The 26,996-nt window shown below is 69.3% G+C and carries 24 protein-coding genes, 1 tRNA gene and 3 pseudogenes; 12 read left to right on the top strand and 16 right to left on the bottom strand.

Translation table 11 applies throughout. The annotated features are described in order from the left end of the window. Positions 1-3: 3 nt before the first annotated feature. Both ABZ117_RS05805 and ABZ117_RS05800 read right to left on the bottom strand, forming a co-directional pair. On the bottom strand, positions 4-1,899 hold the full coding sequence (locus ABZ117_RS05805) for an MFS transporter (RefSeq protein ID WP_356817741.1): 1,896 nt from the start codon (positions 1,897-1,899) through the stop codon (positions 4-6). 195 nt (positions 1,900-2,094) lie between these two features. Next, a complete protein-coding gene (locus ABZ117_RS05800; RefSeq protein WP_356817739.1) occupies positions 2,095-5,034 on the bottom strand; it encodes a D-alanyl-D-alanine carboxypeptidase in 2,940 nt (979 codons plus the stop codon). Between the two features lie 181 nt (positions 5,035-5,215). Between ABZ117_RS05800 and ABZ117_RS05795 the strand changes: the two genes are divergently transcribed. The 3 genes from ABZ117_RS05795 (at position 5,216) to ABZ117_RS05785 (ending at position 7,443) form a co-directional block, all read left to right on the top strand. Continuing rightward, positions 5,216-5,974, top strand: coding sequence for a GPP34 family phosphoprotein (locus ABZ117_RS05795; RefSeq protein WP_356817737.1), 759 nt, complete (start codon positions 5,216-5,218; stop codon positions 5,972-5,974). Positions 5,975-6,204: 230 nt separating this feature from the next. Further along, on the top strand, positions 6,205-7,062 hold the full coding sequence (locus tag ABZ117_RS05790) for a helix-turn-helix transcriptional regulator (protein ID WP_356817735.1): 858 nt from the start codon (positions 6,205-6,207) through the stop codon (positions 7,060-7,062). A gap of 189 nt (positions 7,063-7,251) precedes the next feature. Then, a complete protein-coding gene (locus tag ABZ117_RS05785) occupies positions 7,252-7,443 on the top strand; it encodes a DUF397 domain-containing protein (protein ID WP_356817733.1) in 192 nt (63 codons plus the stop codon). A 164-nt stretch (positions 7,444-7,607) separates the two neighbouring features. Here the strand turns inward: ABZ117_RS05785 and ABZ117_RS05780 are convergent, their stop codons facing one another. From ABZ117_RS05780 to ABZ117_RS05765, 4 genes are all read right to left on the bottom strand, one after another. Continuing rightward, positions 7,608-8,456 (bottom strand): MerR family transcriptional regulator, encoded by an 849-nt coding sequence (locus ABZ117_RS05780; protein ID WP_356817732.1) that lies wholly within the window; start codon positions 8,454-8,456, stop codon positions 7,608-7,610. Positions 8,457-8,669: 213 nt separating this feature from the next. Next, entirely contained in the window at positions 8,670-9,176 is a 507-nt protein-coding gene (locus ABZ117_RS05775; RefSeq protein WP_356817730.1) for a glutathione peroxidase, read from the bottom strand. Between the two features lie 21 nt (positions 9,177-9,197). Next, entirely contained in the window at positions 9,198-10,106 is a 909-nt protein-coding gene (locus tag ABZ117_RS05770) for a slipin family protein (RefSeq protein WP_356818148.1), read from the bottom strand. A 217-nt stretch (positions 10,107-10,323) separates the two neighbouring features. Next, on the bottom strand, positions 10,324-10,512 hold the full coding sequence (locus tag ABZ117_RS05765) for a hypothetical protein (RefSeq protein ID WP_356817728.1): 189 nt from the start codon (positions 10,510-10,512) through the stop codon (positions 10,324-10,326). A 214-nt stretch (positions 10,513-10,726) separates the two neighbouring features. On the opposite strand from ABZ117_RS05765, the gene ABZ117_RS05760 reads away from it, so the two are divergent. Continuing rightward, complete coding sequence (locus tag ABZ117_RS05760) at positions 10,727-11,866, top strand: glutathione-independent formaldehyde dehydrogenase (protein WP_356817726.1); 1,140 nt, start codon at positions 10,727-10,729, stop codon at positions 11,864-11,866. 203 nt (positions 11,867-12,069) lie between these two features. Here ABZ117_RS05760 and ABZ117_RS05755 read toward each other — a convergent pair whose 3' ends face one another. The 4 genes from ABZ117_RS05755 to ABZ117_RS05740 form a co-directional block, all read right to left on the bottom strand. Then, complete coding sequence (locus ABZ117_RS05755) at positions 12,070-13,254, bottom strand: SPFH domain-containing protein (RefSeq protein WP_356817724.1); 1,185 nt, start codon at positions 13,252-13,254, stop codon at positions 12,070-12,072. A gap of 11 nt (positions 13,255-13,265) precedes the next feature. Next, positions 13,266-13,517 carry a hypothetical protein gene (locus ABZ117_RS05750; RefSeq protein WP_356817722.1) on the bottom strand — a complete coding sequence of 84 codons (252 nt, stop codon included), beginning with the start codon at positions 13,515-13,517 and terminating at the stop codon, positions 13,266-13,268. Positions 13,518-13,743: 226 nt separating this feature from the next. Beyond that, a complete protein-coding gene (locus ABZ117_RS05745; RefSeq protein ID WP_356817720.1) occupies positions 13,744-14,139 on the bottom strand; it encodes a PIN domain-containing protein in 396 nt (131 codons plus the stop codon). A 487-nt stretch (positions 14,140-14,626) separates the two neighbouring features. Beyond that, entirely contained in the window at positions 14,627-15,154 is a 528-nt protein-coding gene (locus ABZ117_RS05740; protein ID WP_356817718.1) for a hypothetical protein, read from the bottom strand. A 451-nt stretch (positions 15,155-15,605) separates the two neighbouring features. Here ABZ117_RS05740 and ABZ117_RS05735 point away from each other — a divergent pair. Beyond that, positions 15,606-15,785: pseudogene (locus tag ABZ117_RS05735) on the top strand (site-specific integrase); the annotation flags it as partial. 201 nt (positions 15,786-15,986) lie between these two features. Here the strand turns inward: ABZ117_RS05735 and ABZ117_RS05730 are convergent. Together ABZ117_RS05730 and ABZ117_RS05725 are read right to left on the bottom strand one after the other, a co-directional pair. Continuing rightward, entirely contained in the window at positions 15,987-16,247 is a 261-nt protein-coding gene (locus tag ABZ117_RS05730) for a cold shock domain-containing protein (protein ID WP_356817716.1), read from the bottom strand. Positions 16,248-16,328: 81 nt separating this feature from the next. Further along, a complete protein-coding gene (locus tag ABZ117_RS05725) occupies positions 16,329-17,084 on the bottom strand; it encodes a GntR family transcriptional regulator (RefSeq protein WP_356817714.1) in 756 nt (251 codons plus the stop codon). Positions 17,085-17,152: 68 nt separating this feature from the next. Between ABZ117_RS05725 and ABZ117_RS05720 the strand changes: the two genes are divergently transcribed. After that, positions 17,153-17,350: a hypothetical protein gene (locus ABZ117_RS05720; protein WP_356817713.1), complete on the top strand. Its 198-nt coding sequence runs from the start codon at positions 17,153-17,155 to the stop codon at positions 17,348-17,350. A 1,111-nt stretch (positions 17,351-18,461) separates the two neighbouring features. After that, positions 18,462-18,857, top strand: coding sequence for a hypothetical protein (locus ABZ117_RS05715; protein WP_356817711.1), 396 nt, complete (start codon positions 18,462-18,464; stop codon positions 18,855-18,857). Positions 18,858-18,925: 68 nt separating this feature from the next. Here ABZ117_RS05715 and ABZ117_RS05710 read toward each other — a convergent pair whose 3' ends face one another. Both ABZ117_RS05710 and ABZ117_RS05705 read right to left on the bottom strand, forming a co-directional pair. Beyond that, positions 18,926-19,525, bottom strand: a complete 600-nt coding sequence (locus tag ABZ117_RS05710) for a helix-turn-helix domain-containing protein (RefSeq protein WP_356818147.1) — start codon at positions 19,523-19,525, stop codon at positions 18,926-18,928. A 384-nt stretch (positions 19,526-19,909) separates the two neighbouring features. Continuing rightward, positions 19,910-20,392 (bottom strand): annotated as a pseudogene (locus ABZ117_RS05705) (transposase); the annotation flags it as partial. A 3-nt stretch (positions 20,393-20,395) separates the two neighbouring features. Here ABZ117_RS05705 and ABZ117_RS05700 point away from each other — a divergent pair. From ABZ117_RS05700 to ABZ117_RS05690, 3 genes and pseudogenes are all read left to right on the top strand, one after another. After that, positions 20,396-20,975: pseudogene (locus ABZ117_RS05700) on the top strand (replication initiator); the annotation flags it as partial. Further along, positions 20,972-21,160, top strand: coding sequence for a helix-turn-helix domain-containing protein (locus ABZ117_RS05695; RefSeq protein ID WP_356817709.1), 189 nt, complete (start codon positions 20,972-20,974; stop codon positions 21,158-21,160). The pseudogene ABZ117_RS05700 and the gene ABZ117_RS05695, both read left to right, overlap by 4 nt. Continuing rightward, positions 21,160-22,311 (top strand): site-specific integrase, encoded by a 1,152-nt coding sequence (locus tag ABZ117_RS05690; RefSeq protein WP_356817707.1) that lies wholly within the window; start codon positions 21,160-21,162, stop codon positions 22,309-22,311. Before ABZ117_RS05695 ends, ABZ117_RS05690 begins: the two co-directional genes overlap by 1 nt. Positions 22,312-22,387: 76 nt before the next feature. Here the strand turns inward: ABZ117_RS05690 and ABZ117_RS05685 are convergent. Both ABZ117_RS05685 and ABZ117_RS05680 read right to left on the bottom strand, forming a co-directional pair. Then, a tRNA-Arg gene (locus tag ABZ117_RS05685) sits at positions 22,388-22,463 on the bottom strand. A 331-nt stretch (positions 22,464-22,794) separates the two neighbouring features. Further along, the gene (locus tag ABZ117_RS05680) at positions 22,795-24,072 is read right to left on the bottom strand and encodes a M6 family metalloprotease domain-containing protein (protein WP_356817705.1); all 1,278 of its coding nucleotides are present in this window, start codon (positions 24,070-24,072) and stop codon (positions 22,795-22,797) included. A 403-nt stretch (positions 24,073-24,475) separates the two neighbouring features. Between ABZ117_RS05680 and ABZ117_RS05675 the strand changes: the two genes are divergently transcribed. Together ABZ117_RS05675 and ABZ117_RS05670 are read left to right on the top strand one after the other, a co-directional pair. Continuing rightward, a complete protein-coding gene (locus ABZ117_RS05675) occupies positions 24,476-25,123 on the top strand; it encodes a TetR/AcrR family transcriptional regulator (protein ID WP_356817703.1) in 648 nt (215 codons plus the stop codon). 200 nt (positions 25,124-25,323) lie between these two features. Then, positions 25,324-26,862 (top strand): MFS transporter, encoded by a 1,539-nt coding sequence (locus tag ABZ117_RS05670; RefSeq protein WP_356817702.1) that lies wholly within the window; start codon positions 25,324-25,326, stop codon positions 26,860-26,862. The last annotated feature ends 134 nt before the right edge of the window (positions 26,863-26,996 follow it).

The following is a 26,996-nucleotide window of genomic DNA, read 5'->3' as shown; positions in this document are numbered from 1 at the left end:
CCCTCACGGCGTCTTCAGCTCGTCCGGACACGGCGTACCGCGCGGCAGCTGATACGGCGCGGCCAGCCGGTACGTCCCCGTGTGCGGCGCCAGCAACACCGTCCACCGGTCCCCGTTCGCGTCCTCCGGCGTCTGCATCAGACACCCGTCGACGTTGCGGTACGTCCTCGGCGCGTCCGGGGACGGCTGCGGCGGGCGCACACTCTTGCCGTGCTCGTCGACGACGCTCAGCCACGGCGAGTACGGGATCCGGATCAGGATCCGCCCCGCCCTGCGCACCTCCAGCGTCATCTCCCCCTGCTCGGCCCGGTCCACCACCGCGTTCGGCTCGGCCATCGGCGCCGGATCGGTCACCTTGAACAGCTGCCAGTTGGCGTCGCCCCAGACCTGCTCCAGATACGGCATCCCGCGCCGCAGCAGCTCCCGCTCGCGCTCACCGCCGTCCCCGTCCGGGTTGTCCCGGGGCAGCACCACGAAGTGCACGGCCCACCGCTGGAGCCACTCGTGGTAGTTCGCCGAGTTGAGCGTGTCGTCGTAGAAGAGCGGGTTGCGCTCCATGTCGGCCTGCCGGTTCCAGCCGCGGGCCAGGTTCACGTACGGGGCGAGGGCCGAGGCCTCGCGGTGGGAGCGGGCCGGGACCACCTCCACGCGGCCCTTCTCGGCGCCCGCCTTCTGCAACTCGTTGACCAGCGGCGCCAGCTCCCGCGCCCAGGACGCGGCCGGCGTCGTGTGGATGATGTCGTCCACCGTCTTGAAACCGAGCCAGCCGGTGAAGCCGAGCAGCGCGAGCACGGTCAGGTACCACGGACGCGACTTGCGCACCGTGTACGGCAGCACGGCGATCAGCGTCGCGCCCGCGAACAGCATCGGCAGCCGGGAGATGTTCGAGCCGATCTGCGAGTTGATCAGCCACACCAGGACCACACCGAGGCTGTAGACCGCCGCCGTCAGCCGGACGGTCACCCACTCCCTCGGCGCCAGGAACAGGCACAGCAGGCCGTACAGCAGCGGCAGGACCACCGAGCCGATCCCCATCGGCTGGGTGCCGGAGAACGGGAACAGCCAGGCCGACACCGCGACCACCGCCGTCGGCGCGAGCCCCAGCGCCCAGGCGCCCGGCCGCCGCTTCTGGAGGAACAGCGCCGCCGCGACCAGACCCACGAACAGCCCCGCGACCGGCGACGCCATCGTGGCGAGCGCGGCCAGCGGGGCGGCGACCAGCGCCTTCGCCCAGCGTTTGTAGCGCCACCGGTGCGGCCAGCAGAACACGGCCGCGACCGCGCCGAGCGCGAACATCATGCCGAGCCCGAAGGTGACCCGCCCGGAGATCGCGTTGCACAGCAACGCGACGACCCCGGCGAGCGAGGCCCACAGCGGGTTGCGCACCCCCCGGCTGCGGATCAGCACCAGCGTCAGCAGGCCCGCCGACACCGTCCCCGCGACCATCATCGTCGTACGGACGCCGAGGACCGACATCAGATACGGCGACACCACGCTGTACGACACCGGGTGCATGCCCCCGTACCAGGCGAGGTTGTACGCCGAGTCCGGGTGCCGGCCGACGAACTCCGCCCAGGCGTCCTGCGCCGCGAGATCGCCGCCACTGTTCGCGAACGTGAAGAACCAGATGATGTGCAGCACACCCGACAGCGCGGTGAGCGACAGCACCGGGTGCCGCAGCATCCGCTGCCGGAGGGCCTCCACGGCACCGGACGCGGTCCTGCCCGCCCGAGTCGCGGCGGCGGATCCGCCCGCGACGGCCGGGTCTGCGACGGCCGGCCCAGCGACGGCCGGCTCCGCGCCGGGCGTCTCCGCGTCAGTCGCCGGGCGGCGTATTCGCGGCCCGGGGCCCGGCCCCGGATCGGTGTCGTCGGCGTGTGTCGGCTCCACTGTGGCCACCTGAAGGCACTCCCCGTGTCCCGTCTTCTGTTCCCGGCCGCTTTCCACGGTGGTCCCGGCCGCTTCCCGTCCAGTTCGCCGCCGTGTCCCCGACCGGCGGCCCGCCCCGATTCGCGACGCTAGCACGCACCCCGCCACGGGGCTCCCGGGGCGGGACTCCGTCGACGGGGTGCGGGCCGGGCCGGCCGGTACGGGTCAGCCGATACGGGTCAGCTTCGCGCCGAGCCCGGGCTCGGCCAGGTCCTTCGCCAGGGCCACCGGAACCTCCACCCCACCTGCCGAGCCGTCCCCCACGGTGAGCGAACCGACCCGGGCGCCGGCCTTCGCGGTGTGCGGCACCGCACCGGAGGTGAAGGACAGGCTGACCTTCAGCCCCGACCAGCCGACGGCGGAGACGTCCTTGGTGACCACCACCGGAGTACGGCCGCCGAGCCGGTCGTCCACGTAACCGACCACGTCGCCCTTCTTCAGGATCCTCGACGGGGTCAGCGCCTTCTGCGCGGCGAGCAGCGCGGTCTTGCTGACCTCGTTGGCCGTGGTGAGGATCGGCGGCTTCTGCTGGTCCAGGATCGCGCCGACGACGGTGACCGTCTGCCCGCCGACCTGCTTGCGCGAGGCGAACAGCAGGTTGCCGCCGGCCGCGGTGGTGGTGCCGGTCTTGATGCCGAGCGCGCCGATCCGGTACGGCAGCTCGTTGTAGTTGGGCCAGTTACGGCCGGAGGGGTCCGTCCAGCTGGCCGCGCTGGTGATGTCGACCAGCGCCGGCACCTTCACGACCGCGCGGCCCAGCCTCACCTGGTCCCGGGCCGTCGAGACGGTGGTCTCCTTCAGCCCCGAGGGATCGGTGTACGTCGTCCCGGTCATCCCCAGCTGCCTGGCGGTGGCGTTCATCTTCTTGACGAACGCCGCCTCCGAACCCGCGTCCCAGCGCGCGAGCAGCCGCGCGACATTGTTGGCGGAGGGGATCATGACGGCCGACAGGGCCTGCTTCTCGGTGAGGTGGTCGCCGGCCTTGACGGTGTTCAGCGTCGACTCGCCGTCCTTGTCGTAGCCGCCCTCCTTCTCCGCCTTCGCGTCGACCTTGATCTTCGGACCTTCCTGCCCCCGCTTCAGCGGGTGGTCCCTGAGCACGATGTAGGCGGTCATGGTCTTGGCGACCGAGCCGATGGCCACGGGCGTCTGCTTGCCGAAGTGGCCCATCGTGCCGACGCCGTCCACGTCCACCCAGCCCTGGCCCTCGCCGGGCCAGGGCAGCCGCAGCGCGTCACCGTCGAACGTGTAGCCGTCTTCGGCGGTCAGCGCGAGCGTGGGGGGCGGCAGCGGGCGGAACGCCTGCACGACCGCGACCACGATGACCAGGAGCAGGACCAGGGGCGTCCAGATCTTGACCCGGCGCACCAGGGTGCGGACCGGGGTCTCCGGGGGCGGCGGCGTGTTCGTCAGCTCCGCCAGCAGATCCAGCGGGGGCTTCGGCGGCAGGGGCTGCTGAGTGGTCCGCTCGGGACCGACCTGGGGGACGGTGGTGGTGGCTTCGGAGGCGGGAGCGGGGGCGGGGGTCCTGGAGGCCGTGGCGGGTGCGTCTGCCTTGGCGGCCGGGCGCATGTCGTCCCTCAGCGCGACGAACTTGCTGGTGCGCTCGGATTCGGACTCCGGGGACTTCGGCTTGCCGCCGAGCTTGAGCATGGTCGTCGGCTGATCGACGGCGGGCTTCTTCGGCCGTACGGCCTTGAAGACGGCGGTCGCCTGATCGACAGCCCCGGGCTCCGCCTGGGCTTCGCCTTCGGCGCGCTTCGATTTCCCACCCGCACCACCCGTGCGGCTCTCGTCGTCGGCTGCGGGTGGCCCCTGCGGGTCGTCTCCGCCGTCGGCGTCCTCGGGCTCGTCGGCGGCGTCCTCGGGCTCGGCGTCCGCGTCGGCGGCGTCCGGCTCTCGCTCGGCGTCGGTGGCCTTGGGGGCGGTGGCCTTGGCGTCGGCGTCGGCGTCGGCAGCCTTGAGCTGGTCCTCGGCGTTGGCAGCCTTGGCCTCGGCGTCGGCAGCCTTGAGTTCGTCCTCGGTGTCGGTGGCCTTGGGCTTGGCCTCGGCATCCGCAGACTTGGGCTTGGCCTTGGCGGCGGCTTCCGGCCCGTCCTCGGTGTCGGCAACCGCGTCGGCGGCCTTCGGCTCGGCCTCGGCGGCGCCGGTTTCCGGCCCGTCCTTCGTGGCGACGGAGTCGGCGATGGCGGCCTTCGGCTTCGTCCCGGTGCGGTCCGCCGCGGCTACGTCTTCCGCGGCGCCGGCCCGCACGCCGGCGGCGTCGGCATCCCCGGCCCCACCCTTCGAGGCGCCTTTGCTCGCGCCGGCCTGCGCCTTGGCGCCGGGCCGAGTCTTCGTGCCGGCCGCGCCCTCCGTGCGGGTCTTGGGGGCGGTGGCTTCGGCGTCCGGGGCAGCCTGCGCCGCGACGGCTCCGGTGGCTTCGGGGGCCGTGCCGGCCTTCGCGGTGGCCTTTGCCCGCGACGCGGTCTTCGAGGGCGCCTTCGCAGGGGCCTTCGCGCCGGTCCTGCCCTTCGGGACGGCCTTCGCTTCCGAGTCGGCCTCGGCGCCCGGCCGGCTGCCCGCAACCGCCCCGGCGTCGGCCTTCGCGCCGGCGGTCGTACCCGTGCCAGGGGCGGTCCTGCCCTCCGTGGCGCCCGTCTGCTTGCCCGTGGGGGCCTCGGAGGCCGTGTCCTGCCCAACGGCGCTCGCCGACGGGCTGACCGTGCTGGTGGGGTCCGGGCCGGCCGGGGTCGCGGGCTTCGCGGAGGTGCCGGGGCCGGGCTTCGGGGTCTCGGCGCCGCGCACCCATGCCGACACCGCCGTGCGGAGGTCGGTGTCCTCGTCCGGGGGCGTCGAGGACTCGGCTTCGGGTGCCGCCGGCTCGGTGACCGCGGTCGGCCGTGTGCCCCGTACCGACAGGACCCTGGTCGCCGTATCCACCCGGCCGCCGCCCGAGGAATCCTTTTCGCGGGAGACGCCCGAGGAACTCTTTTCGCGGGAGACCGCGACGCGCGGATCACGCGCCTCGGGAACCGAACCCGCACTCCCCGACGTCGGTTCCGCCGACGACTCGCGCTGCTTCGACCTGTCGGGGGACTCGCCCGCCACCGATGCCTCCTCCATGCGCCGCACGCCCTCGGGCGCGCCCTGTCCGAACCATGTACCAGTGTCCTGTGTGAGGACTTGGGCCCTGCGGTAGACGAGAACGACATACGTGCCGGTTCCCTCACGAACCGGTCACGCGCCCTCGACAGACCAATGTGAGAGGGGTCACCCTGTCATTCATCCACGCGGGGAGGCATGGATGGGCAGGAGCCGCAGAACAATTCCGGAGGAGCTTCTGTTGCTCGCACTGGACCCGGCCACGGGTACCACTGCGCAGCCGCAGTCGCTCGACCTCGGTCTGGCCGGTGCACAGCTAGTGGAGCTGGCGCTGGCCGGACGGATAGCCCCAGACGGGGATCGTATCGCCGTGGTGGTGCCACGGCCGACAGGAGATCCGACCTTGGACTGCGCGTTGGAGTTGCTGCGAAGGCGTGGCGCTCCGGTACGTGCCGTCCACTGGATCGGCGGGCCGCGCCTGGGGCTCCGCCAGACCTACCTCTCGCATCTGGAGAGGTGCGGCATGGTGCATGCCGTGGCCGGCCAGATGTGCGGGGTGCTGCCGACGACGCGTTATCAGGCGACCGACAACGAGATCAGCCGGGAGATCCGAGGCCGGCTGGATTCCGCGATCCGCACCGGCGTACCGCCGGACCCGCGGACCGCGGCGCTCGCCGCGCTGGCGCACGCCGTCGGACTCGGCAAGCACCTGTATCCGGGGAACGAGGGACGCTCGTCCCGGTCCCGGCTGCGGGACCTGATCCGCCACGACCCCATGGGCGGACTGGTCGCACACGCCGTGATGGACGTGCAGAGCGGTGCGGGCGCACAGCCGCGCCGTGGCCCCGCGGTCCCGGCCGGCCGGCAGGCCGCGCCCGGCGTCCGCTCCGCGCCGGAGCCCGCACACGGGGTTCCGATGCAGCCGCGCCACGGGTCCATGGCTCGCGCCGTGGCCCACTGAGCCGTAACTGTCGGTTCCTCCAGACCCGGTTCGGGAGCCGCTGGTCCGAGCGGGGCGGTGAGACCCTTGTGGTCCGCCGCCCCGCTCGGCTGTGTCCGGGCTTCCGCGACGCCACCCCGTACGCCGCATATCCACTGTTTCCCAGCGGCGGAAAGCGCCTTGGTGGCAGTCTGCTGAACAGCAGATACGGAAAGTCAAGTAACAGGCAGGCAGCCGGAGGTGCACGTCCCGTGGCGTCCAATGTCAATCCCACCGTCAGGCGGCGCCGACTGGGCCAGGAGCTGCGCAGGCTCCGTGAGCTCAAGGGCATGACGGCCGAAGAGGTGGCGGAGCGGCTGCTCGTGTCGCAGTCGAAGATCAGCCGGCTGGAGAACGGCCGCAGGAGCATCAGCCAGCGCGACGTGCGCGATCTGTGCGGGGTGTACGAGGTCGAGGACCAGCGGATCGTCGACTCGCTGATGGAGATGGCCCGGGACTCGCGGCAGCAGGGCTGGTGGCACACCTTCGGGGACATCCCGTACAGCGTGTACATCGGCCTGGAGACCGACGCGGAGTCGCTGCGGGTGTACGAACCCCAGCTGGTCACGGGCCTGTTGCAGACCCGGGCCTATGCCGAGGCGCTGGTGCAGGGGGCGTTGCCGGAGACGTCGACGGCGGAGATCGAGAAGCGCGTCGAGGTGCGGATGCGCCGACAGGAACGCATCACCGCGGAGAACAACCCGCTGCGGCTGTGGGTGGTGCTGGACGAGGCCGCCCTGCGCCGGGTCGTGGGCAGCAGGCTGGTGATGCGGGAGCAGCTGGAGCACCTGATGGAGATGTCCCAGCTGCCGCACGTCACCGTGCAGGTGCTGCCCTTCGAGGTGGGTGCGCATCCGGGGCTCAACGGCCAGTACGCGATCCTGGAGTTCGCCGACGCGGCCGACTCCAGTGTGGTGTACCTGGAGGGCGTCACCAGCGACCTGTATCTGGAGAAGGCGCAGGACGTGCAGAAGTACGCCGTGATGTACGAACATCTGCGGGCACAGTCCCTCAATGTGGAAGCATCCCGGCAGTACATCGCGAATGTGGCGAAAGGGTACGCCGACTGAGACCTTCCCCATGAGGGCGCCGGATCGTACACCACCGGTCCACTCCAATGGAAGATTCACCCGAGATATGCCATCCGGTCGAGTGAACGGCTCCTCCGGCGGCGGCAGTTGCCCGGTAGCGTCGATCACGCCAAGCAGCCGACATGGTTGGCGTGAACCGCACTACCGCAACTCGCAACAGGAGTGGACATGGCACTGATTCAGGGCGCTTCGGAGACGTGGATGAAGTCTTCCTATTCCGCGGGCAACGGCGCGTGCGTCGAGGTCAAGTCGCCCACCGCCGCCGAACTCGCCGTCCGCGACTCCAAGGACCTCCAGGGCCCGGTCCTGGCGTTCCCCGCCACGGCGTGGAACGCCTTCGTGGCCTCCGTCAAGGTGTGAGGGGTTCTCCCTGACCCTGACCCGACAACTGCACGAGCACCACAAGTATCCCTCTGCATTACCAGCACCACCGGAAGAGCCCTCTCGACCAGTCGCCGTCCTAGCCGAGAGGGCTCACGCCTTTCCCCGCGGACCCCGCCTTCGCCCATGGAGCCCGGTTCGGGTCAGCTGACCGGGAAGGCGACGTCACACACCGGATCGTCGGCCCCCGCCGCCTCCCAGTCCGCGAAGTACACCTCCCGGCAGGGCCCCGCGATCCGCAGCCCCCGTCCGGCCACCCACCGCTCCACCGCCTCGAACGCGGCCAGGATCTGCGGATGTGCCACCTGAGCCTTGGTGATCCGGGTACAAGCCAGCCGGGCCGGCGGCTGCACCCGCACCCCCGTCTCCCAGGCCCGCCCGTGCCGCCCGGCCCACGCCCGGGCCGCCATCTCGTCCGCCACGGGCACGCAGCACTCGGCCGGTCCGTCGCTGTCCATCGACACCTCGGAGTGGTAGACCACGAACGGCGGCCCGGTGACGCCACCGCACTCCCGCGCGGCGCCCTCCAGCCGCCCCAGCGACGCCCCGATCCAGCTCGGCAGCTCGTCCGCCAGCGTGTGCCGCGACTCGGTGATCAGCACCTGCTCCGGCACGTCCACGGTCTCGATCACGAACTTGTCGTACATCTCGGAGTTCCTCCCCGACAGCCGTCCACGGAGGTACTCGGCGAGGGCCCGCTGCCCGGCCAGCCGGGCCTCCACGTCCGCCCAGTAGGCGCCGAGCGACTCGGCGGCCCGAACGCCCTCCGCGCCGGTCACCTCGGCGATCCGGGCGAGCGGCATGTCCAGCCGCCGTAGCAGGGCCACCAGCCGCGCGTGGTCCACCTGGCCGGCGCGGTAGTAGCGGTAACCGCTGGCCTCGTCGACATGGGCCGGGGCCAGCAGGCCCAGCCGGTCGTACAGCCGCAGGGCCTTGGCCGACAGCCGGGCCCGCGCGGCGAACGCGCCGATGCTGAGCAGTTCCTCGTCCACGCTGCGGGCCTCCTCGCTCACCGGCTCGGGCGGCGGGGCGCCCGGGCCGGTGCCGGGGACCCGACCGCGCTCGGCCCCCAACGGCCGCCGCGCGCTCGCGCCCCGTCACCGACGGGCCCCCACGGCTCCCTCGCTCCTCCGTCACCGGGCGGTTCCGTTCCGCCCGGCACGCAGGACGCTCGTCCCTGCCCCTGGGGCAAGGTCAAGCCGTACTCAGCCGAGCTGCGCCTCGATCGCGGCGGTGACCGCGTCCGAGTCCGGCTCTGTCTGCGGCGAGAACCGCGCGACGACCTGGCCGTCCCGCCCGATCAGGAACTTCTCGAAGTTCCAGCGGATGTCCCCGCTGTGCCCCTCGGCGTCGGCGAAACCGACGAGCCGCTCGTACAACGGGTGCCGGCCCGCGCCGTTCACGTCCACCTTCTCGGTCAGCGGGAAGGTCACGCCGTACGTCGCCGAGCAGAACTCCGCGATCTCCTCGGCGCTGCCGGGCTCCTGCCCGAGGAACTGGTTGCAGGGCACGCCCAGCACGGTGAAGCCCTGCTCGGCGTACCGCTCCTGGAGCTTCTCCAGCCCCGTGTACTGCGGGGTCAGCCCGCACTTCGAGGCCACGTTCACGATGAGCACGGCCTTGCCCGCGAACCGCGGCAGATCGGCGGAGCCACCCTGGAGAGCCCCGATCTCGACGTCCAGCACGGAGCCGTTGTGGTCAGTAGTCGTCATGGGCGGATGCTAGCCCCTGCGCTACGGCCGGCCGTCACCCTCCTGCGCCGGAGCGGGAGCGGGGGCAGTGGTAGGGGCGGGAGCGGTAACCGGAGCCGGAGCCGGAGCGGTAACCGCAACGGGAGCGGGATCGGGAACCGCAGCCGCAGCCGCAGCCGCAGCCGCATTCGCAGCCGCATTCGCAGCCGGGGCGGCCTGCTCCCCGGCCTGCCGGGTCACCCCGCGGTCGGCGTCGATCTTCTGCGCGGCCCGGTCGAAGTACCGCAGCAGTTCCACCGGGAACGGCATCACGAGCGTGGAGTTCTTCTCGGCGGCCACCTCGACGACGGTCTGCAACAGCCGCAGCTGCATCGCCTCGGGAGTGTCCGACATGATCCGGGACGCGTTCGCGAGCTGCTGCGCGGCCTGGAACTCACCGTCCGCGGTGATGACCCGGGCCCGCCGCTCCCGCTCGGCCTCGGCCTGCCGCGACATGGACCGCTTGAGCGACTCCGGCAGCTGTACGTCCTTGATCTCCACGCGGTCGATGTGGACACCCCATCCGGCGGCCGGGCTGTCGATCATCAGGGCCAGCCCCTCGTGCAGCCGCTCCCGGTCACTGAGCAGGTCGTCCAGGTCACTCTTGCCGATGATGGACCGCAGGGAGGACTGGGCGACCTGACCGACCGCGAAGACGTAGTCCTGCACCTCGATGGCCGCGCGCACCGGGTCGGTGACCCGGAAGTAGACGACGGCGTCGACCTTCACCGACACGTTGTCCCGGGTGATGCCCTCCTGCGTGGGCACGGGCATCGTCACGATCTGCACGTTCACCTTGCGCATCCGGTCGGCGAACGGGATCAGGAAGGTGATGCCGGGCTGTCGGTGGCTCGGCAGCGCCTTCCCCCAGCGGAACACCACCCCGCGCTCCACCTGGTTGACGATCCGCATCCCGCCCCTCAGCACGAGCAGCAGAACCCCGGCCACGACCACCACTGCCACGACGGTGCCTTCCACGGCACTCCCCCTCCGACGCGATCCGGACAACGGGGAGGACACCGCGACGGGGGCCGGCGGATCCGGCCCGGACGTCAGGAAAACGTCAAGAACGAGGCCCTGATCCCTGCCGCCGCGTGATCCGGAGAGGCGGCCATGCCTCGCACGCCGGTCAGGTCTGGGGTGTGTCGTCCGGCTGGGTGTCGGCGAACTCCCACCAGGCGAGCGGCAGCCAGTCGCCGTCGACGAAGCCGTCGACGGACCCACCGGTGCCTCGTATGGTCACCGGGGTTCCTGCCGGATAACTGGTGCCGGACAGCCCTGACACCGGGACGAGCAGCTTGCCGAGACGTCGCGTCAAGGTTCTTGATCCTCTCCGAACCGTACGGGAAAAGGACTTCGCAGTCCTTAGGTGCAAATCATCTCATCATGCGCCAGTCTGGAATATGAGGAAACGCACAGAAGGCCGGCCGAGCTGCATGATCGAGGCCCGTTTCCGCGATGGGCGGCGAGGCTCCCCCGACCGCCGTTCCCGTGAGTGATCGAGCAAGCACACTTAGTGGAGGTGCTCGACGATGAGGGCTGTTGTGTACAAGGGACCGTTCGAGGTAGCGGTCGAGCAGGTGGAGGATCCCCGGATCCAGCACCCGAACGATGTGATCGTGAGCGTGACATCGACCGCCATCTGCGGCTCCGACCTGCACATGTACGAGGGCCGCACCGCCGCCGAGGCCGGCATCGTCTTCGGCCACGAGAACCTGGGGATCGTCCAGGAGGTCGGTGACGGGGTGACGACGCTGAGCCGTGGGGACCGGGTCGTCATGCCGTTCAACGTCGCGTGCGGCTTCTGCAAGAACTGCACGGCGGGCTTCACCGGCTTCTGCCTCACCGTGAACCCGGGCTTCGCCGGAGGCGCCTACGGCTATGTGGCGATGGGCCCCTACGTGGGGGGACAAGCGGAGTACGTACGGGTGCCCTACGCCGACTTCAACTGTCTGAAGCTCCCCGAGGGCACCGAGAAGGAGACCGACTTCGTCCTGCTCGCCGACATCTTCCCCACCGGTTACCACGGCAACGAACTGGCCGATGTGCGCCCCGGTGAGAGCGTCGCCGTCTACGGCGGCGGCCCGGTCGGACTGATGGCCGCGTACTCGGCGATCCTGCGTGGGGCGAGCAAGGTGTTCGTGGTCGACCGAGTGACCGAGCGGCTGCAGAAGGCCGAGGAGATCGGCGCCATACCGATCAACTTCACCGAGGGCAACCCGGTCGAGCAGATCCAGGAGCAGAACGCGGGTGAAGGCACGGACAAGGGCATCGACGCCGTCGGCTACCAGGCCCAGGCGCGCGGCGAGGATCGCGAGGAACCGGCGACCGTGCTGAACTCGCTGGTCGAGACGGTCCGGCCGACGGGTGCTCTGGGCGTCCCGGGCCTGTACGTTCCGCGCGACCCGGGCGGACCGGACGAGCAGTCGAAACACGGCATGCTGATGGTCGCCATCGGCCGCCTGTTTGAGAAGGGACTGCGCGTGGGCACCGGCCAGTGCAACGTCAAGCGCTACAACCGGCAGCTGCGTGACCTGATCATCGAGGGCCGCGCCCGGCCCAGCTTTGTCGTGTCCCACGAACTGCCCCTCGACCAGGCACCCACGGCATACGAGAAGTTCGACAAGCGAGTGGAGGGCTACACCAAGGTCGTTCTCCACCCACAGGCGTAAGGGCGACCCATCGACAGCCGTGATCGGCTCCCGGGAGCCGATCACGGCACGTGAGTGGCACGCACCGGAAACGACGAAGGGCCAGCCGGGGGGAACCCCTCCCGGACAGGCCCTCCGCTACCTACGGCCCTTGGCTACCTACGTGCCCCGAGCGGATCCGAACCCTCCGTCCCCTCCGCACCTGAGCGCGCCGGCCGCCACCCTCAGTCGACGTCCACCCGGCCGTCCTTCGGCTTCTGCTCCTTGCGGGCAGCCAGCTGAAGCAGGCCGCCGTCCTCGCTCTCCGCGGAGCGGCGTCCGCCGGAGTCGTGACCGTTGAGGTTCTGCCGGACCGAGTCGAGGATCGTCAGACCCTGGGACACCAGGCCGGCGGCGATCTCGCCGAGACCGTCCGCGCCGTTCAGGACGTTGACGTTGGCGCCGGCGAGGCCACCGGCGGCCTCCTTGACGATCTGCGGGAGCTGGTCGATCAGCAGCCGGTCGAGCGCGACCCGGTCGTACGAGGCCGCCGCCTCTGCCTGGATCTTCATCCGCTGCGCCTCGGCGGCCGCGAGGATCCTGACTCGCTCGGCCTCGGCCTCGGCGGGCTTCACGATCTCGGCCACCAACTGCTGCTGGCGCAGCTTGGCCTGACGCAGGGCCAGCTCCGTCTGGGCGGCGAGCACCTCCTGCTGGGCGTCTGCCTGCGCCAGCGGTCCGGCCTGCGCGGCCTTCGCCTGGGCGCGGTCCACCTCGGCCGAGTACTCGGCCTTGACGACGGCGGTCTGCCGGGCGTACTCGGCCTGCTCACGGGCCGCCGCCTGCTGCGCCTGGGCCGCGGCCTGGGTGGCCTGCGCCTGGGCGATCTGGGCCTGCCGCTGGATGGCCGCCTTGTGCGGCGCCGACATCGCGTCGATGTAGCCGGTGTCGCCGTCGTCGATCGACTGGATCTGAAGGGAGTCGACGGTCAGGCCGATCTTCGCCATCTCGGTCTTGGAGGTGCCCAGGACCTCCGCGGCGAGCTTCTGCCGTTCGGTGACGATCTCCTCGACCGTCATCGAGCCGATGATGGCCCGCAGATGGCCGGCGAAGATCCGGCCGGTGAGCACCGACATCTGCTCCTGGTCGGAGAGGAACCGCTGGCCCGCGTTGATGATGCTCTCGTGATCGTTGCCGACCTTGAAGGCGATGACCGCGCGGACGTGCAACGCGATGCCCTGTCTGGTCACGCAGGTCTCGGTGACCTCGGCCTCACACATGGACAGGGTGAGGAACCGGACCTTGCGGAAGACCGGGAGCACGAACTTGCCGTGTCCCGTCACCACGCGGAACGGCGCACCCCCGAGGCCCCGCCTGCCTCCCGAGATCAACATCGCCTCGTCGGGGGCGGGGACGCGGTATCCGAACATGCCTGTACTCCTCAGTCGGCGTCGGCGATGTCCTCGCCGAGCGCGTCCAATGGATCCACCCACTCGATGACGCCGACCTCACGGCATCCACGCGATTCGATCACGAGTACCGTCGCGCCCGCGGACAGGGGGTTCTCCGACCAGGCGAGGAAGGTCTCGGAGCCACCCCTGACCCGCACCAGGATCTCGCCGGGGCCTGCGGATCCGCGCGTCCCGATGAGCACCTTCCCCGTGCAGCCGACCACGGCTTCGTCCTGTGGCATCACCGGCGGTCCTCCTCGTCCTGACCCCATGATTCCGACGATAGCCCCAGCCCGCCCGGGACCCAACGGCCAGGAGGCCCGGCTCTGCGCCGGCGGAACGACAGCGCCCCCAGGCATGCCGGTGGGGCGGGCGCGGCGTACCGCGGGGGGCCGGGTCGCTCTGGGGAAGGTCCGGATCGCTCTGGGGAAGGCCAGCGAGCGGTCCGAGCGAGGCGCGCGCGTCTCGTCAGACCTTCTCGACTCGCACGGAGTGGCCTGCGAGAAGCCGATGCAGATCGTCGGTGTCCGAGGTGAAGACGGTTGTCCGGACCCCCTGCGCGGCGTCTCGCGCGGCCACGGCCGCCAGGACGGCGTCGATGGCGTACTTGTGTCCGTGCAGGCCGGCGGTCTTCAGCAGGTCGCGCGCCATGGCAATCACCTGGTCGTCCGTGTGCACGATGCGGATCCGGGACAGCGTCCGGTTCCACAGCGCCTGCCTCGACGCGTCGCGGGGGTCCCATGCCTCCAAGGTGGTGAGTGCCGAGGTGACGACGGGAATGCCGAGCCGCGGAGCCGTCTTGACCAGTGCGGCCCTCTCCCGGTCGCCGTGGACCGCCTTGGCGAGGGCCTCGGAGCCGAACACGAAGAGGCGCTGCCAGACGACCCGCTTTCTCCGCGACCCGGCCCGGAAACCCCTGTCGGCATCCTCGTCCAGGCCACCGGCCCCTGCTCCATTCGCGGTGGCTTGGGCGCGTCCCCATGGATGCGTGGCGACAGCCGTCCGGCACGGTGACCGAAACAGCGAAGGGCCGGCTGGGAGAGAAGCTCTCCCAGCCGGCCCTTCCGTACGTGCCCCGGCAGAATTCGAACCTGCGACACCGGCTTCAGGAGTTCGATCCGACGCCTCAGCGCTCGGCTGGCACGAGGCTTGAGCCAACGCCTATGACCGCACGCGGTTGCTGGGGTCGGGGGGCCGTTGATGTCAGCGATGGATGTCAGGCGACCCGCCCGGAGGTACTGCGGGAGCAGTTCCACTTCTCGCCGGGGCTGAGGGGCCGTAGACCTTCGCGGTTGTTTCGCCGCTGTTCGTGGCGTTGCCACGCAGTTGGACACTCACGGCCTGCGGTGGGTCAGCGCCGCCAGCCGTCGGCGTCGAGGACCAGCCAGAGGCGGTCCCTGCTCCACCAAGGATCGAGGAGGGAGATGTGGCTGTCGTCATTGTTGCGGTCGCGCAGCCCCATGACGTAGTCGGTTCCCTTGAGTTGGAATTGGTAGAGGTCGCCCAGACGGCGGATCACCCACTCCTGCTTTCCGCCGGAGACGGTCCCGTTCTCGAGGAACACTCTCGTCTTCCACTCGATGCGATTACAGGGTTTCTTGCCGCCGTCCTCTCGCTCCGGCTCCAGGAACCGGTCAGCTTTATCGTTCTTGATCGTGTAGGTGCCGTCGGCGGTGTGGGTGAATTCCCACTCGTAGAAGCCGCCGATCTTGTCGATGCTCTCCCGCCACGCTTGGGCGACGTGGCGGTCGCTGTTGGGGTCGTCCGGCATCAGGACGCCACCGGAGTGAGCGCTGATGATGATCTTCCTGCCGCTGGTCAGATCGGACACGTCTCCGAGGATCTGCGGGTTCGGGTCGCGCGGGCGGGGATTGGGCATGGCTGTGATTCCTTCCTCGTGTACTTCCGATACGTAGAGGGGGGCGCGTTGTGTTGCTGTGGCCCATCGGCCTGCCCCTGAACAGGACAGCAGCCGCGTATGCAGGAGGCAGGACCGGAAATCTCGCGGCACACTTGCGCCGGCCTGTCCTCATTGCCAGGGCAACCTGCCTGATTCGGGAACCGCGCTTATTGCGCCGTCCCCTTCAGCCTCGGCTACGAGAGAAACCCCGGCATCCTGGCAACCGCGTTCGGGTGGTGATGAGCGCTGCCTGCTTCACGCTGGTAGCCGCGGTCGAAGGTGCGTGCGGGACCTGGATATCCCGAAGCCAGTGAGCAGGGCGGCCTGCGGGTAGCTGGGCTAGGGCCTCCGCCTCACTCCCCACCCCAGCTCCCATCCTGTCTGCCGTCGACACACACCGTGGAGCGGGCGTGGTTCAGGGCGTCGAGGTGGCACGGCCACACTGCTCACGGCGGCCGAAGTTCCGCCCCGCGTCGTGATGAAGATCCCGGGGCACTCGCAGATCAACATGACCAGGAACGTCTACACGCACGTCGTGCAGGACACGCAGCGCGAAGCCATGAGCCACATGGACCGGCTGCTCAGGACGAGGCGCCCCGGTCGTGCGTGACCGCCTGCGTTGATGTCAAAGACCCCTGACCATGATCGGTCCGGGACGTTTTGCCTGGTGCCCCTGGCAGTGTTCGAACCTGCAAGACCCGCTTCAGGAATTCGGTCACTGTGCGGTGCGGCCTGCTGAAACGGAACTGAACAGCTCGTCGTCGGTCCGGCTGCGGCCGCCTCGGTGTGGCGGCGTTCGCGGCCGTTGATGTCAGATGGGCCTGAGGATGATGCTCACCGCGCGGTAGTCATACCCGTCCTGCTTGAAGCCGGGTGCTTCCCAAATGAGATCCACCTGTTGCCCCGGTGACAGCGTGCGAAAGCCAGGCGCCTGAATGTCGGAGTAGTGGCCGAAGCATCCGCCGGGAGTCTGGGGCGAGTCGAGCACGCCCCACCCTTCCTCGTCCCTCCACTCGCGCACAGTGGCAGCAACAGTGGCGAGGACTTTACGGGCCCCTTTGCGGCGACGCATCTACCCATCCCTTTCATCTGGCTCACAAGATCACAGACAGCCTGGCTCACCAGGCTGGCATTGTCTCCTGTACGGGTGTGATCACCGGTTGACCGGGATCTCGTAGACGATCTCGCAGTGTGCTGCGGGCACCACGATGTCCGCCGTCTCCACGGGCCCCCCGTCGTCGCTGTAGTACGTGCGCCGGATGTGCGTCACGAGCGCCGCCTTCTGGATGCCCAGGAGCGACGTCTCCTCGACCGTGGCCTGCCGCGGCTCCGGCTGCTCCACGGCATGGCTGACGGTGACGCCGATCGCTGCCATACGGTTCACGACTCCGGCGCCCGCGTGGGGCCCGCCCTCCGGCAGCACGACGAGAGTGCCGGCCGTGAGGTCGTACGGCTCCCAACTCGTCGACAGCTGCACCGGCCTGCCGTTCGCCAGGAACTCGTACGCGGTCCGGACGCACAACTCGCCTTCGGCGATTCCGAGCCGCGCGGCGATGTCGGCAGGCGCCGGCACCTTGGCGTCCGTCCGGCTCTCCCAGTCGCCCTGCCTGCCGACTGCCTTCATATCCGCCCGGAACGGCGAGCCGTCGGGCCTCTCCCGCGCCGACGAACGCACCATTCGCACTCGCTGCCGGGGTTCGGCGACGTACGTGCCCGATCCGGCACGCCCTTCCAGCACGCCCTGAGAGATCAGCAACTCCTGTGCCCGGCGCACCACGTTCTCGCCGACACCGTACTCCTGGCCGATCTGGGCGCGGGAGGGTAGGCGATCTCCCGGCTCCCACTCGTGCTCCGCGATGCGCCGCCGGTGTTCGTCGGCGACGCGGAGCAAGGGCGGCTGCTCAGGCATATGGAAAATCTAGTCCAATGCCATGACGGAAAGCTGCTCCCAAGAACACCCTCGGCTTGTACGTCAGCATGAGCGGCTTCACCTCCGATGCCCTGGCGATCTACAGCCTTAGCGCGCCGTTCATCACGATGGACGGCGGCGACGTCATGGCTGTGCTGGACCAACGCATTCGCCTGGACGACCTGATGACTCACAAGAGGAAGCACGCCAGCCAGACTGGTCACTGCTATCTGCCCGTCTCCGAGATCTTCTCGAGGATGGAATAACCTATTGGGAGAGGTGGAGATAGACGATTGCGCCAACAGCGGCTTTCCGTCATGGCATTGAGAGCCGGTCCGACGGGCGTACGGAGGCGTGAGGTCGGTGGAGTCTCAATGAGTAAGGCAAGAGATGTCTTCTTGCCCTGGGTCTTGTCGGAGATCTTGGTGACCTACGTTTTCCCTGCTCAAGAGCGGTGGGCCGGAGCGCCTGGTGGTCGTCGTTGGTCGTCATTGGCCGCTGTTGAGCGACCTCGGACGGCCCAGAGACGGCCCAGCCACGCCGCGCTCGACTGACGGCCGGCACTTCGATATGACCCGTCCAAACCTCAACCGACGACAGTCAGCCACGATGGCGGGCGCGCCGACCGAGTACGCACGCGTATGTCTCACTGCACCCCCACGGGCCTCAGCCACGTTGCCGCTTCCCTCGACCGCAGCAAGCCAGGATGGCCAGTCCGTCATGATGCTTTCTGAGCCCTCAGCTTGGGAAGCTCGGGTTCTTTGGCCGTGGTTGCTGCGCTGACCTGCGACGGCATGGTGTTGCAGTCTTAGTCGCACCCGGGGCGAGTTCCCGCTGCTCCCCCTTGATTCCCCACAGGATCTGGCACGCGAGTGGCACAGTCCCTTCGCCTTGAACGTCCCTCGGCGGAGCCAGGCCCCGGAGTGTCTGAGCGTCAGCCGACGACAGCCAGCCACGATGGCGGGTCAGCCGACCGTGCAGGTGCGCGTGTGCCTCGCTGTACCACCGCCGCACTGTCGGCCGTAGACCAGAGCAACTGTCTCCGCGGGAAGACACGACAGTCGCAGTTCTGCAATTATGCTGATCTTTTCATAGAAGCGAATGATGTCTTTGGTTGTACCCGTTTGTTCAGTCGATTTTCCGACTCGCATGATCATCTCGCTTGACCTTAGGTCTTGCTTTGTTATTCACTTATCGTGCTCTCATGGCTACGGGGGCGACAACGGGAGTCCCCGCATGGTGTGTGTCACGTCTCTGGCCAGGCCTGTTGTGACGGCTGTCATCTCAAAGGCGTCGCGTGCCATCAAGGATATGGGGCGCGACGCGGCGCAGGCGACATCAGGTGCTCATGCAGAGACCGAATCAAAGGAGTAAGTCATGCTCAGTCTTCGTAAGGCCGTCACGGTGGCTGGAGTGGCCACCGGTGCGATGGCGCTCGCTCTCGCAGGTAATACTGCCTACGCAGCGGGGTCCGCCTACCTGCTTTATACAACGGATGACAATCCTGGAGGCGACCTGGACTGGTGGGGTGCATATTCGGGCACTCAGGATAAGTGGGTCGTATGTGACAACCAGGCTGATGGCTATGCCGCCAAGGGCACTGTGACTTGGTCGGGTGGCTCGACCACTCTTTGGGCCAAGTCAAACGGGGCCTGTACCTATTCTCCGGACAGTTGGAACTTGGCCGAAGGGACGACGGTCACACTTAAAGTGTGCCTGAATAACGCGGCGGAGGGTGACCGCTTCTGCCACACCGCTACCTCGTCGGCCTGATTGGGGAACTCTCAGGTATTCCCTGCGACGCATTCGCCGGATATCACAAAGCGGCAAAAACGGCATGATTATGTTTGACCACAATTAAAGGGTCGACCTTTAATGTCGACGCCCCTTGGCCTGATCCAGGTTAGGGGGCGTCGTTCCTTGGCCTTCGTTTCGAGGATCGCCCGCCGCCCCTGCTCGCGGATCCCGCTGACTGCCATAGTGCACGAGGTAGGTGTCCACGGAACCCCGGTCTGTGCCCTTGCCCTAGAGTCGAACCTATGGGCGAAGAGTGCGAGTGGCCGGTGTCGGTCGCGCTGCCCGGCGGCAGGGTCGTCGAGGGCGGCCTGCTGTCCCGGCGTCGGGACGATGAGGGCCGCTGGTGGTACCGAGTCGCGCTCGACATCCCGGCCGCCGCGGTCCGCCCCGTCGACGGGCACGACTACACACAGATCCGATGCAGAGCCTGCACAGCGCTGGGTGTTGCCGGCCATGCCGCACGACCGGGAAGAGGAGCGGGGGCCCTCATCCTGCACACGGAGGGCTGCTGGGTTGTCGGGGGCTGCCTGACGCCGGTCGACGACCTCCAGGAAGCGGCGACGCCACTTGCCCACCGTCTGCGGCCGGATGCCCAGTTCGGCGGCCACCTGCTGGTTCGACTTCCCCTCTGCGCAGCCCAGCACGATCCGGCACGGCTGGGCCAGAGCCTGCGCGGACGTCGCCTGCCGCGACCAGCCCACCAGCGTCTCGCGCTCATCGTCCGTCAACGTCACTTCGGCCGCCGGCCGTCCCCTACGCGCTACACGGACAGCCTACATATTCATCGAACTTCGGGCGCAGGACACTAGGTCGGCGGAGAGGCTTTGGGGCTGGAGTTTCAATGACCGAGTCAAGGCTGTGGCCGCCCTCCACCCGTGAGGGCGGCAGCTCGTCCCGGAGATCGTTTGTGCCTCAGCCGACGAAAGCCAGCCACGACGGCGGGCGCGCCGACCGATCAGGTGCGCGTGTGTTTTGCTGCAGCCCCGCTGGCCTTAGCCACGCCGCTGGCTTTGTGGCCTTGGGCTGAGTCAAGCCGTCTGCGTGATGAGCGGGGCGGGGGTGAAGGCCCGGTCGTCGCGTAGAAGAGCCCACACCACGCTGGTGCGGCGTCGTGCGAGGGCGATGACGGCCTGGACGTGTTTACAGCCCTCGCCTCGTTTCTTGAGGTAGTGCTCCCGGTTGGGGCCGTCGCGGATGATGCTGGTCTGCGTGGAGAGGTAGAAGACTCTGCGTAGGCGGTGGCTGTAGCGCTTGGCTCGGTGCAGGTTGCCGGTGCGGCGGCCGGAGTCGCGTGGGACGGGGATCAAGCCGGCGGCTGAGGCAAGGTGGCCGGCGTCGATGTAGGTGGTCATGTCGCCCGCGGCGACGACGAACTCGGCTCCTAAGATGGGACCCATGCCTGGCAGTGACTCGATGATCTCGGCCTGGGGGCGGGTGCGGAAGGCGTCGCGGATCTGCCGGTCGATGCGCTTGAGTCGGTCATCCAGCAGGATCTGAGTGGCCAGGTCGGCGCTCCGGCCGCCGCCGACCAACCCGCCCGTACTTCCGTTGGGGACGGCAACTCGACATCCGCCCGGTCAAGGCCTTCGGTGACGGCTCCGACATCACCGAACAGGCCGTCGCCTCCTACGTGGCCAAGTACGCCACCAAGGCGACCGAGAACACCGGCACTCCGGACCGCCGTATCGGTGAACTCGCCGAACTCGACCGCCACCAGGACCCGACCACACCCGGCGGCTCATCACAGCCTGCCGCGACCTGGATGCCCTCTATCCGGACCGGCGCCTTTGGGCCTGGGCGCACATGCTCGGCTTCCGCGGGCACTTCTCGTCCAAGTCGCGCACCTACTCCACCACCCTCGGCGCCCTCCGCCAGGAACGCGCCGACTACCGCGCCGCTCAAGAGGCGTCCGCCCTCGGCCTCGATGACCACGAACCGGACACGGTCCTCGTCCTGACCGACTGGCAGTACGCCGGCCACACTCCAGGCGAAGCCGTCCTCGCCGCGACCATTGCCCGCGACCTCCACACCAACCGCGAAACCGCCCGCGAAGCCCTGAGCGACAAGCCCACCGAGGAGGGAGCCGCAGCATGACCACCGCCATCGCCGAACTTCTGACCGTGCCGGAGGTCATGGCCCGGCTCAAGCTCGGGCGCTCCAAGGTCTACGACCTGATCCGGTCGCAGCGTCTCGTCTCGATCAAAATCGACGGCGCACGTCGGATCCCCGCTGACGCCGTCCGGGACTTCGTCCTCGGTCAGTTGGAGGAGGCTGCCTGATGGCCACGCAGCGCAAGCGCAACCCGAACGGCGCCGGCACCATCACCAAGCGCAAGGACGGCCGTTTCCAGTGCGCGGTCTACGTCCTCCAGCCGGACGGCACCCGGGCCCGCAAGTTCGCCTACGGCAAGACCTGGGCCGAGTGCGACGCCAAGCGCCGGGAACTCCTCGACAAGGTCGACCAGGGCGTGCCCGTGCCGACCCGGTCGGCCAAGCTCGCCGAGTGGCTGCCGTACTGGCTGGACAACGTCATCAAGCCCCGGCGAAAGCTGAGCACGTACGACAAGTACGAAGCACACGTCCGGCTCTACCTGGTGCCGCTCCTCGGCGCCAAACGGCTCGAATCGCTGGGCGTCGCCGATGTGCGCCGTTTCCTCGTCCGACTGGAGCAGGAGACCACCTTGGCAACGGCCAAGGAGTCGCACCGGGTTCTGCGTTCCGCGCTGTCCTCCGCCTGCCGTGAGGAACTGATCGCGCGAAACGTCGCCAAGCTGGTCGAGCCGCCGCGCAGCGACTCGCGGGAGCTGAAGCCGTGGACCCTGGACGAGACGCTCGACTTCCTCGCCGCATCCCGCCGTGACCCGCTCTACGCGGCCTTCGTGCTCGCCATCGCCATGGGCCTGCGCCGAGGGGAGATCATCGGCCTCCGCTGGTCCGGCATCGACCTCGACGGTCGCGTCCTGTACGTCCGCCACCAGGTCCAACGGCGCCGTGGCGTCCTGTACGACGACGACCCCAAGAGCCGCCGTCGCCGTGCCGTTTCGCTGCCCGCTCTCTGCATCGCGCCCCTGCGCTGGCACCGGCTGCGGCAGGCTGACGCTCGCGCCAAGGCGGGGGAGAGGTGGAACGACTCCGACTACGTCTTCGCCACCCGCACCGGTCGCCCCGTCGAGCCGCGCAACCTGTACTGCTCCTTCACCCGCGTCGCCCAGTCCGCCGGCCTCCGCGTCGTCCGGCTGCACGACGCCCGCCACGGCACGGCCACGCTTCTCACGGCGGCCGGCGTCGCGCCCCGGGTCGTGATGGAGATCCTCGGGCACTCGCAGATCAGCATCACCATGGACGTGTACACACACGTCGTGCAGGACACGCAGCGCGAGGCCATGAGCCACATGGACCGGCTGCTCAGGAAACGCCCCGGTCGTCAGTGACCATCGCCGTTGATGTCAGATCTGGATGTCAGAAGGGGGCCACCTACGAAAATTCGTAGGTGGCCCCCTTCTGACCTGGTGCCCCCGGCAGGATTCGAACCTGCGACACCCGCTTTAGGAGAGCGGTGCTCTATCCCCTGAGCTACGAAGGCGTGGGTGGGCGTCCTGGTGGGCGCTCGGTCCACAGGGTACCGGATCGGGGCCGGATCGGGTGGGGGTGGTTGATCAGGAAGGGGGGACGTGGGTGTAGCGGGACGCGGTGTGGACGTCTGTCTGGATGCGGTCGGCTGTCGAGCGCAGGGCCGGGAGGAGGCCTGGACGCAGTCGTCGAGGGTGCGGCGGGTCGGGTGGGTGGTCAGGTGGGGTTCGCCGGTACGAAGTTCGCCGGTACGGGGTACGGCGTGACGGGCAGGCCTGCCGTAGGCCGCGGGCCTCGCTCTGCGGTCCGGCCGGGCCGGTATCCCCGTCCTGCCCGGACCCCTCTCACGTCCGCGTTATCCGCAACCGGTAGTTCCCTTCCTCGTCCTTGCTCATCACCTGCACCGTTATCCCGTGGCGCGGGTCCTTGAAGCTCTCGCCGGGGGTGAAGGGGGCGTCGGAGAGTTCCGCGTGGACGTTGGGGCTGCGGGTGCAGCCGCCGCTGGAGCGGTGGCTGTCGTAGACGGTGACGGGGCCGCGGCCGGTGTCGACCGTGGCGTCGATCTTGTAGATCAGCAGGCCCGGGCGGCACACCATCTCGTCGTTGCCGCCCTGTGCGCGTATCTCCAGCGCGTAGGCGCTGCGGGCGGTGACGGGCACGAGGATCAGCTTGCCGCCGCCCACTTTGTACAGCGGCGACAGGGTGTACTCGACGCTGCCCCGCGTCGCCGCGCAGCCGACCTGGTTGCCGTCCAGCCAGCCCAGTTTCCATTTGTGCCAGCCGAGCAGGTCGTTGTCGGCGCCCCAGTCCTCGCTCATGATGTCCCAGTGCCCGACCGCGCCCCCGCCCTCCTGGGTGTACAGGTCGGGCAGTCCGAAGGTGTGGCCGTTCTCGTGCGGCAGCACCCGGAAGCCGGTGCGGGCGTAGGAGCCGGAGCCGTCGTCCTGGCGGGAGTAGACGAAGGACGCGTTGGCGACGCGGACGCCGTCGGCGACCGGGGCGTCGGTGTTCCCGGCGAAGGTCACGGACAGCACGGTGTCCAGGGCGGAGGGGCCGGCGTTCGGGGTGACGAGCACGTTCAGCAGGTCGTAGTCGCGGAAGTCGACCGTGGGATCGGCGGCGGCCACGATGTCCTGCACCAGACGCCGGTAGCCGGGGTCGAAGGGGGCGCCGCGCTCTATGCCGTACGCCCGGAAGGTCTTCGGCATCCGCAGCCAGCTGGTGACGGGGGTCTCGGGGCGGTAGTCGAGACGGCCGTACGACGCGGTGCGGAACCATTCCTGGGTCTGCGGGAAGAACTCGTGGAAGCGGTCCATGGCGCCGCCCTGGCCGGGCGCGTCGGGAAAGTCGATCATCAGGGTGAGGGCGCGGACCGTGCCGGTGGAGCGGGAGTAGCCGGGCGGGGTGGGCAGGCCCTCGGTCATCTGCACCCCCAGGCCGCCGTGGACCATGCACGGCAGCAGCGCGGAGGAGCGGGCCAGGGCGGCCGGCCCGGCGGTGGTGGGCGCCGTCAGATGGCCGGTCCCTGCCGAGGTGCTGACCGCGAGGGTCAGCACGGTCACCACGGCGAGGGCGGCCACACGGCGCGGGCGTATGCGGCGGCGGGGCGGCTGCGGCTGCATACATGGACCTTTCGCTCCACGGCAGCCGCCGGTCTGGCTGCACCCTTGTGATCACCCTGGGGCGGCGGGAGGAAGGGCGCGCGCTGGCGGAGCCGATCGTGGGAATGCCGGTCCGCACAGGGGTGAAACCCGGGGAAGGGCGTGTGTGGCGCGGGTCACAGGAATTTCCGGGAGGGCGGGAAATAACCGGGGAGGCTCTCCCCGTTTAGCCCTGTGTCGGAGCGAAGCGGGGACCGGCTCCCCGGATCGGCCCTCTCGCCCCGGCAGGCAACGACCGGTGACACAACGAACAGCGCGACAGCGACACAGCGACACAGCGACACAGCGGTACAAGAGCACCGACCGAGCACCGACCGACGTTTCAACCCGGGCCCCGCGCCTCAGAGACCTCAAGGAGTACACCGTGACGGCCACGACCGCCTCCACCGTGCGCAAGGTGCCCCGGCCCCGCGCCGACGCCCTGCGTAACCGGGAGCGGATCGTCACCGCCGCCCAGGAGATGTTCGTCGAGCACGGGCCGGATGTGCCGCTCGACGAGATCGCCCGCCGGGCCGGCGTCGGCAACGCCACGGTGTACCGGAACTTCCCCGACCGGGACGCCCTCGTCCGCGAGGTCGTCTGCACCGTGATGGACCGTACGGCCGAGGCGGCCGAGCGGGCCCTCGCGGAGACGGGGGACGCCTTCGCCGCCCTGGAGCACTTCGTGCACACCGCCGCTGACGAGCGGATCAGTGCCCTGTGCCCCATGGTGACCAGCACCTTCGACCAGCACCATCCCGACCTGGAGGCCTCCCGCAAGCGCATCGAGCAGCTCGTCGAGGAGGTCATGGGCCGGGCCGAGGCGGCCGGACAGCTCCGGTCCGACGTGGGGGTCGGCGATCTGCTGATCGTCGTCGCCCAGTTGAGCCGGCCCCCGGCCGGCACGGACTGCGTCCGTGGCGACCGCTTCGTCCACCGTCACCTGCAACTGTTCCTGGACGGCCTGCGGGCCCCCGCCCACTCCGCCCTGCCGGGCCCGGCCGTCAGCATCACCGAACTGCGCAACTGCTGACGCGACCAGCGACTGGCGATCACGATCACCGATCAGCGCCGATCACCGATCACCGATCAACGGTCACCGGTCAAACGATCAGTGATCAGTAGTCAGTTATCAGCGACAGTTCGCGACCGCGTCCACGCATCTCCGTTTTCTCGTCATTTTCCGTTTACAAGCTGTCTTTTCCGTCACGAAGTCCCGAAGTGGGTATCCCCATGTCAGAAACAGCCCTCAAGGCTCCCGGCCTCGCCGCCCCGCGCGGTGACGCCAACCGCTGGAAAGCGCTCGTCTTCATCGCGCTCGCCCAGCTGATGGTCGTCCTGGACGCCACCATCGTGAACATCGCCCTGCCCTCGGCCCAGCAGGACCTCGGCATATCCGACGGCAACAAGCAGTGGGTCGTCACGGCCTACGCCCTCGCCTTCGGCGGACTGCTCCTCTTCGGCGGCCGCATCGCCGACCTGTGGGGCCGCAAGCGCACCTTCGTGCTGGGGCTCGTCGGTTTCGCCGCCGCCTCCGCGCTCGGCGGCGCCGCCACGACCGGCGGGATGATGTTCGGCGCCCGCGCCCTCCAGGGTGCCTTCGGCGCGCTGCTCGCCCCGGCCGCGCTCTCCCTGCTGGCGGTGATGTTCACCGATGCCAAGGAGCGCGCCAAGGCGTTCGGCATCTACGGCGCCATCGCGGGCGGCGGCGGTGCCGTCGGCCTGATCCTGGGCGGCTTCCTCACGGAGTACCTGGACTGGCGCTGGACCTTCTTCGTCAACGTCCCGTTCGCCGTCGTCGCCGCGGCCGGCGCCTACTTCATCATCCGGGAGCCGGAGGGCGGCCGTAACCGCTCCCCGCTCGACATCCCCGGCGTGATCCTCTCCACGCTCGGCCTGGTCTCCCTGGTGTACGGCTTCACCCGCGCCGCTTCCGACGGCTGGGGCGACAGCGTGACCGTCGCCATGTTCGTGGCGTCCGTGGTGCTGCTGGTGGCGTTCGTGATCGTCGAGGCCCGCGTCAAGGCCCCGCTGCTGCCGCTGCGCGTGGTGACCGACCGCAACCGCGGCGGCATCTACCTCTCCCTCGGCCTCGCGATCATCGGCATGTTCGGTCTGTTCCTCTTCCTGACCTACTACCTCCAGATCGTGAAGGGCTACTCGCCGGTCAAGACCGGTTTCGCGTTCCTGCCGATGGTCGCCGGCATGATCACGGGCTCCACCCAGATCGGCACCCGGCTGATGACCCGCGTCCCGGCCCGCATGCTGATGGGCCCGGGCTTCCTGGTCGCCGGTCTCGGCATGCTGCTGCTGACCCAGCTGGAGATCGGCTCCTCGTACGCCGGTCTGCTGCTGCCCGCGGTCGTGCTGCTCGGTCTCGGCATGGGTACGGCGTTCATGCCGGCGATGTCCCTGGCCACCCAGGGCGTCCAGCCCCGGGACGCCGGTGTGGCCTCCGCGATGGTCAACACCTCGCAGCAGGTCGGCGGCGCGATCGGCACCGCCCTGCTGAACACGATCGCCGCCTCGGCGACCACCTCCTACGTCAGGGACCACATCGCCGGTGCCGCGGCCAAGCCGCAGCAGGAGCTGGTGAGGCTCCAGGGCATGGTGCACGGCTACAGCACCGCGATCTGGTTCGCCGTCGGCATCCTGGCCCTCGCCTCCCTGATCGCCTTCACCTTCGTCAACGCGGGCCGTGCCGGTGGCACCGTGGTGGCCGCCGGTGAGGGCGCCGAGGACGAGCTGCCGGTGCCGGTGATCGCCCACTGACGGCCCGCCGTCCGCACCCGCTTCCGCTTCGGCACGTGAGCTGACCGCTTCGGCACGTGAGCTGACCGCTCGGGTACGTGAGCAGACCGCTCGGGTACGTGAGCAGACCGCTCAGGTACGTGAGACGGCGGAGC

The sequence above is a fragment of the Streptomyces sp. NPDC006309 genome, from assembly GCF_040613095.1.
In the GTDB taxonomy this organism is placed as follows: Bacteria; Actinomycetota; Actinomycetes; order Streptomycetales; family Streptomycetaceae; genus Streptomyces.
The sequence above is the reverse complement of the archived record's forward strand: the minus strand, read 5'-3'. Positions and strand labels throughout refer to the sequence as shown.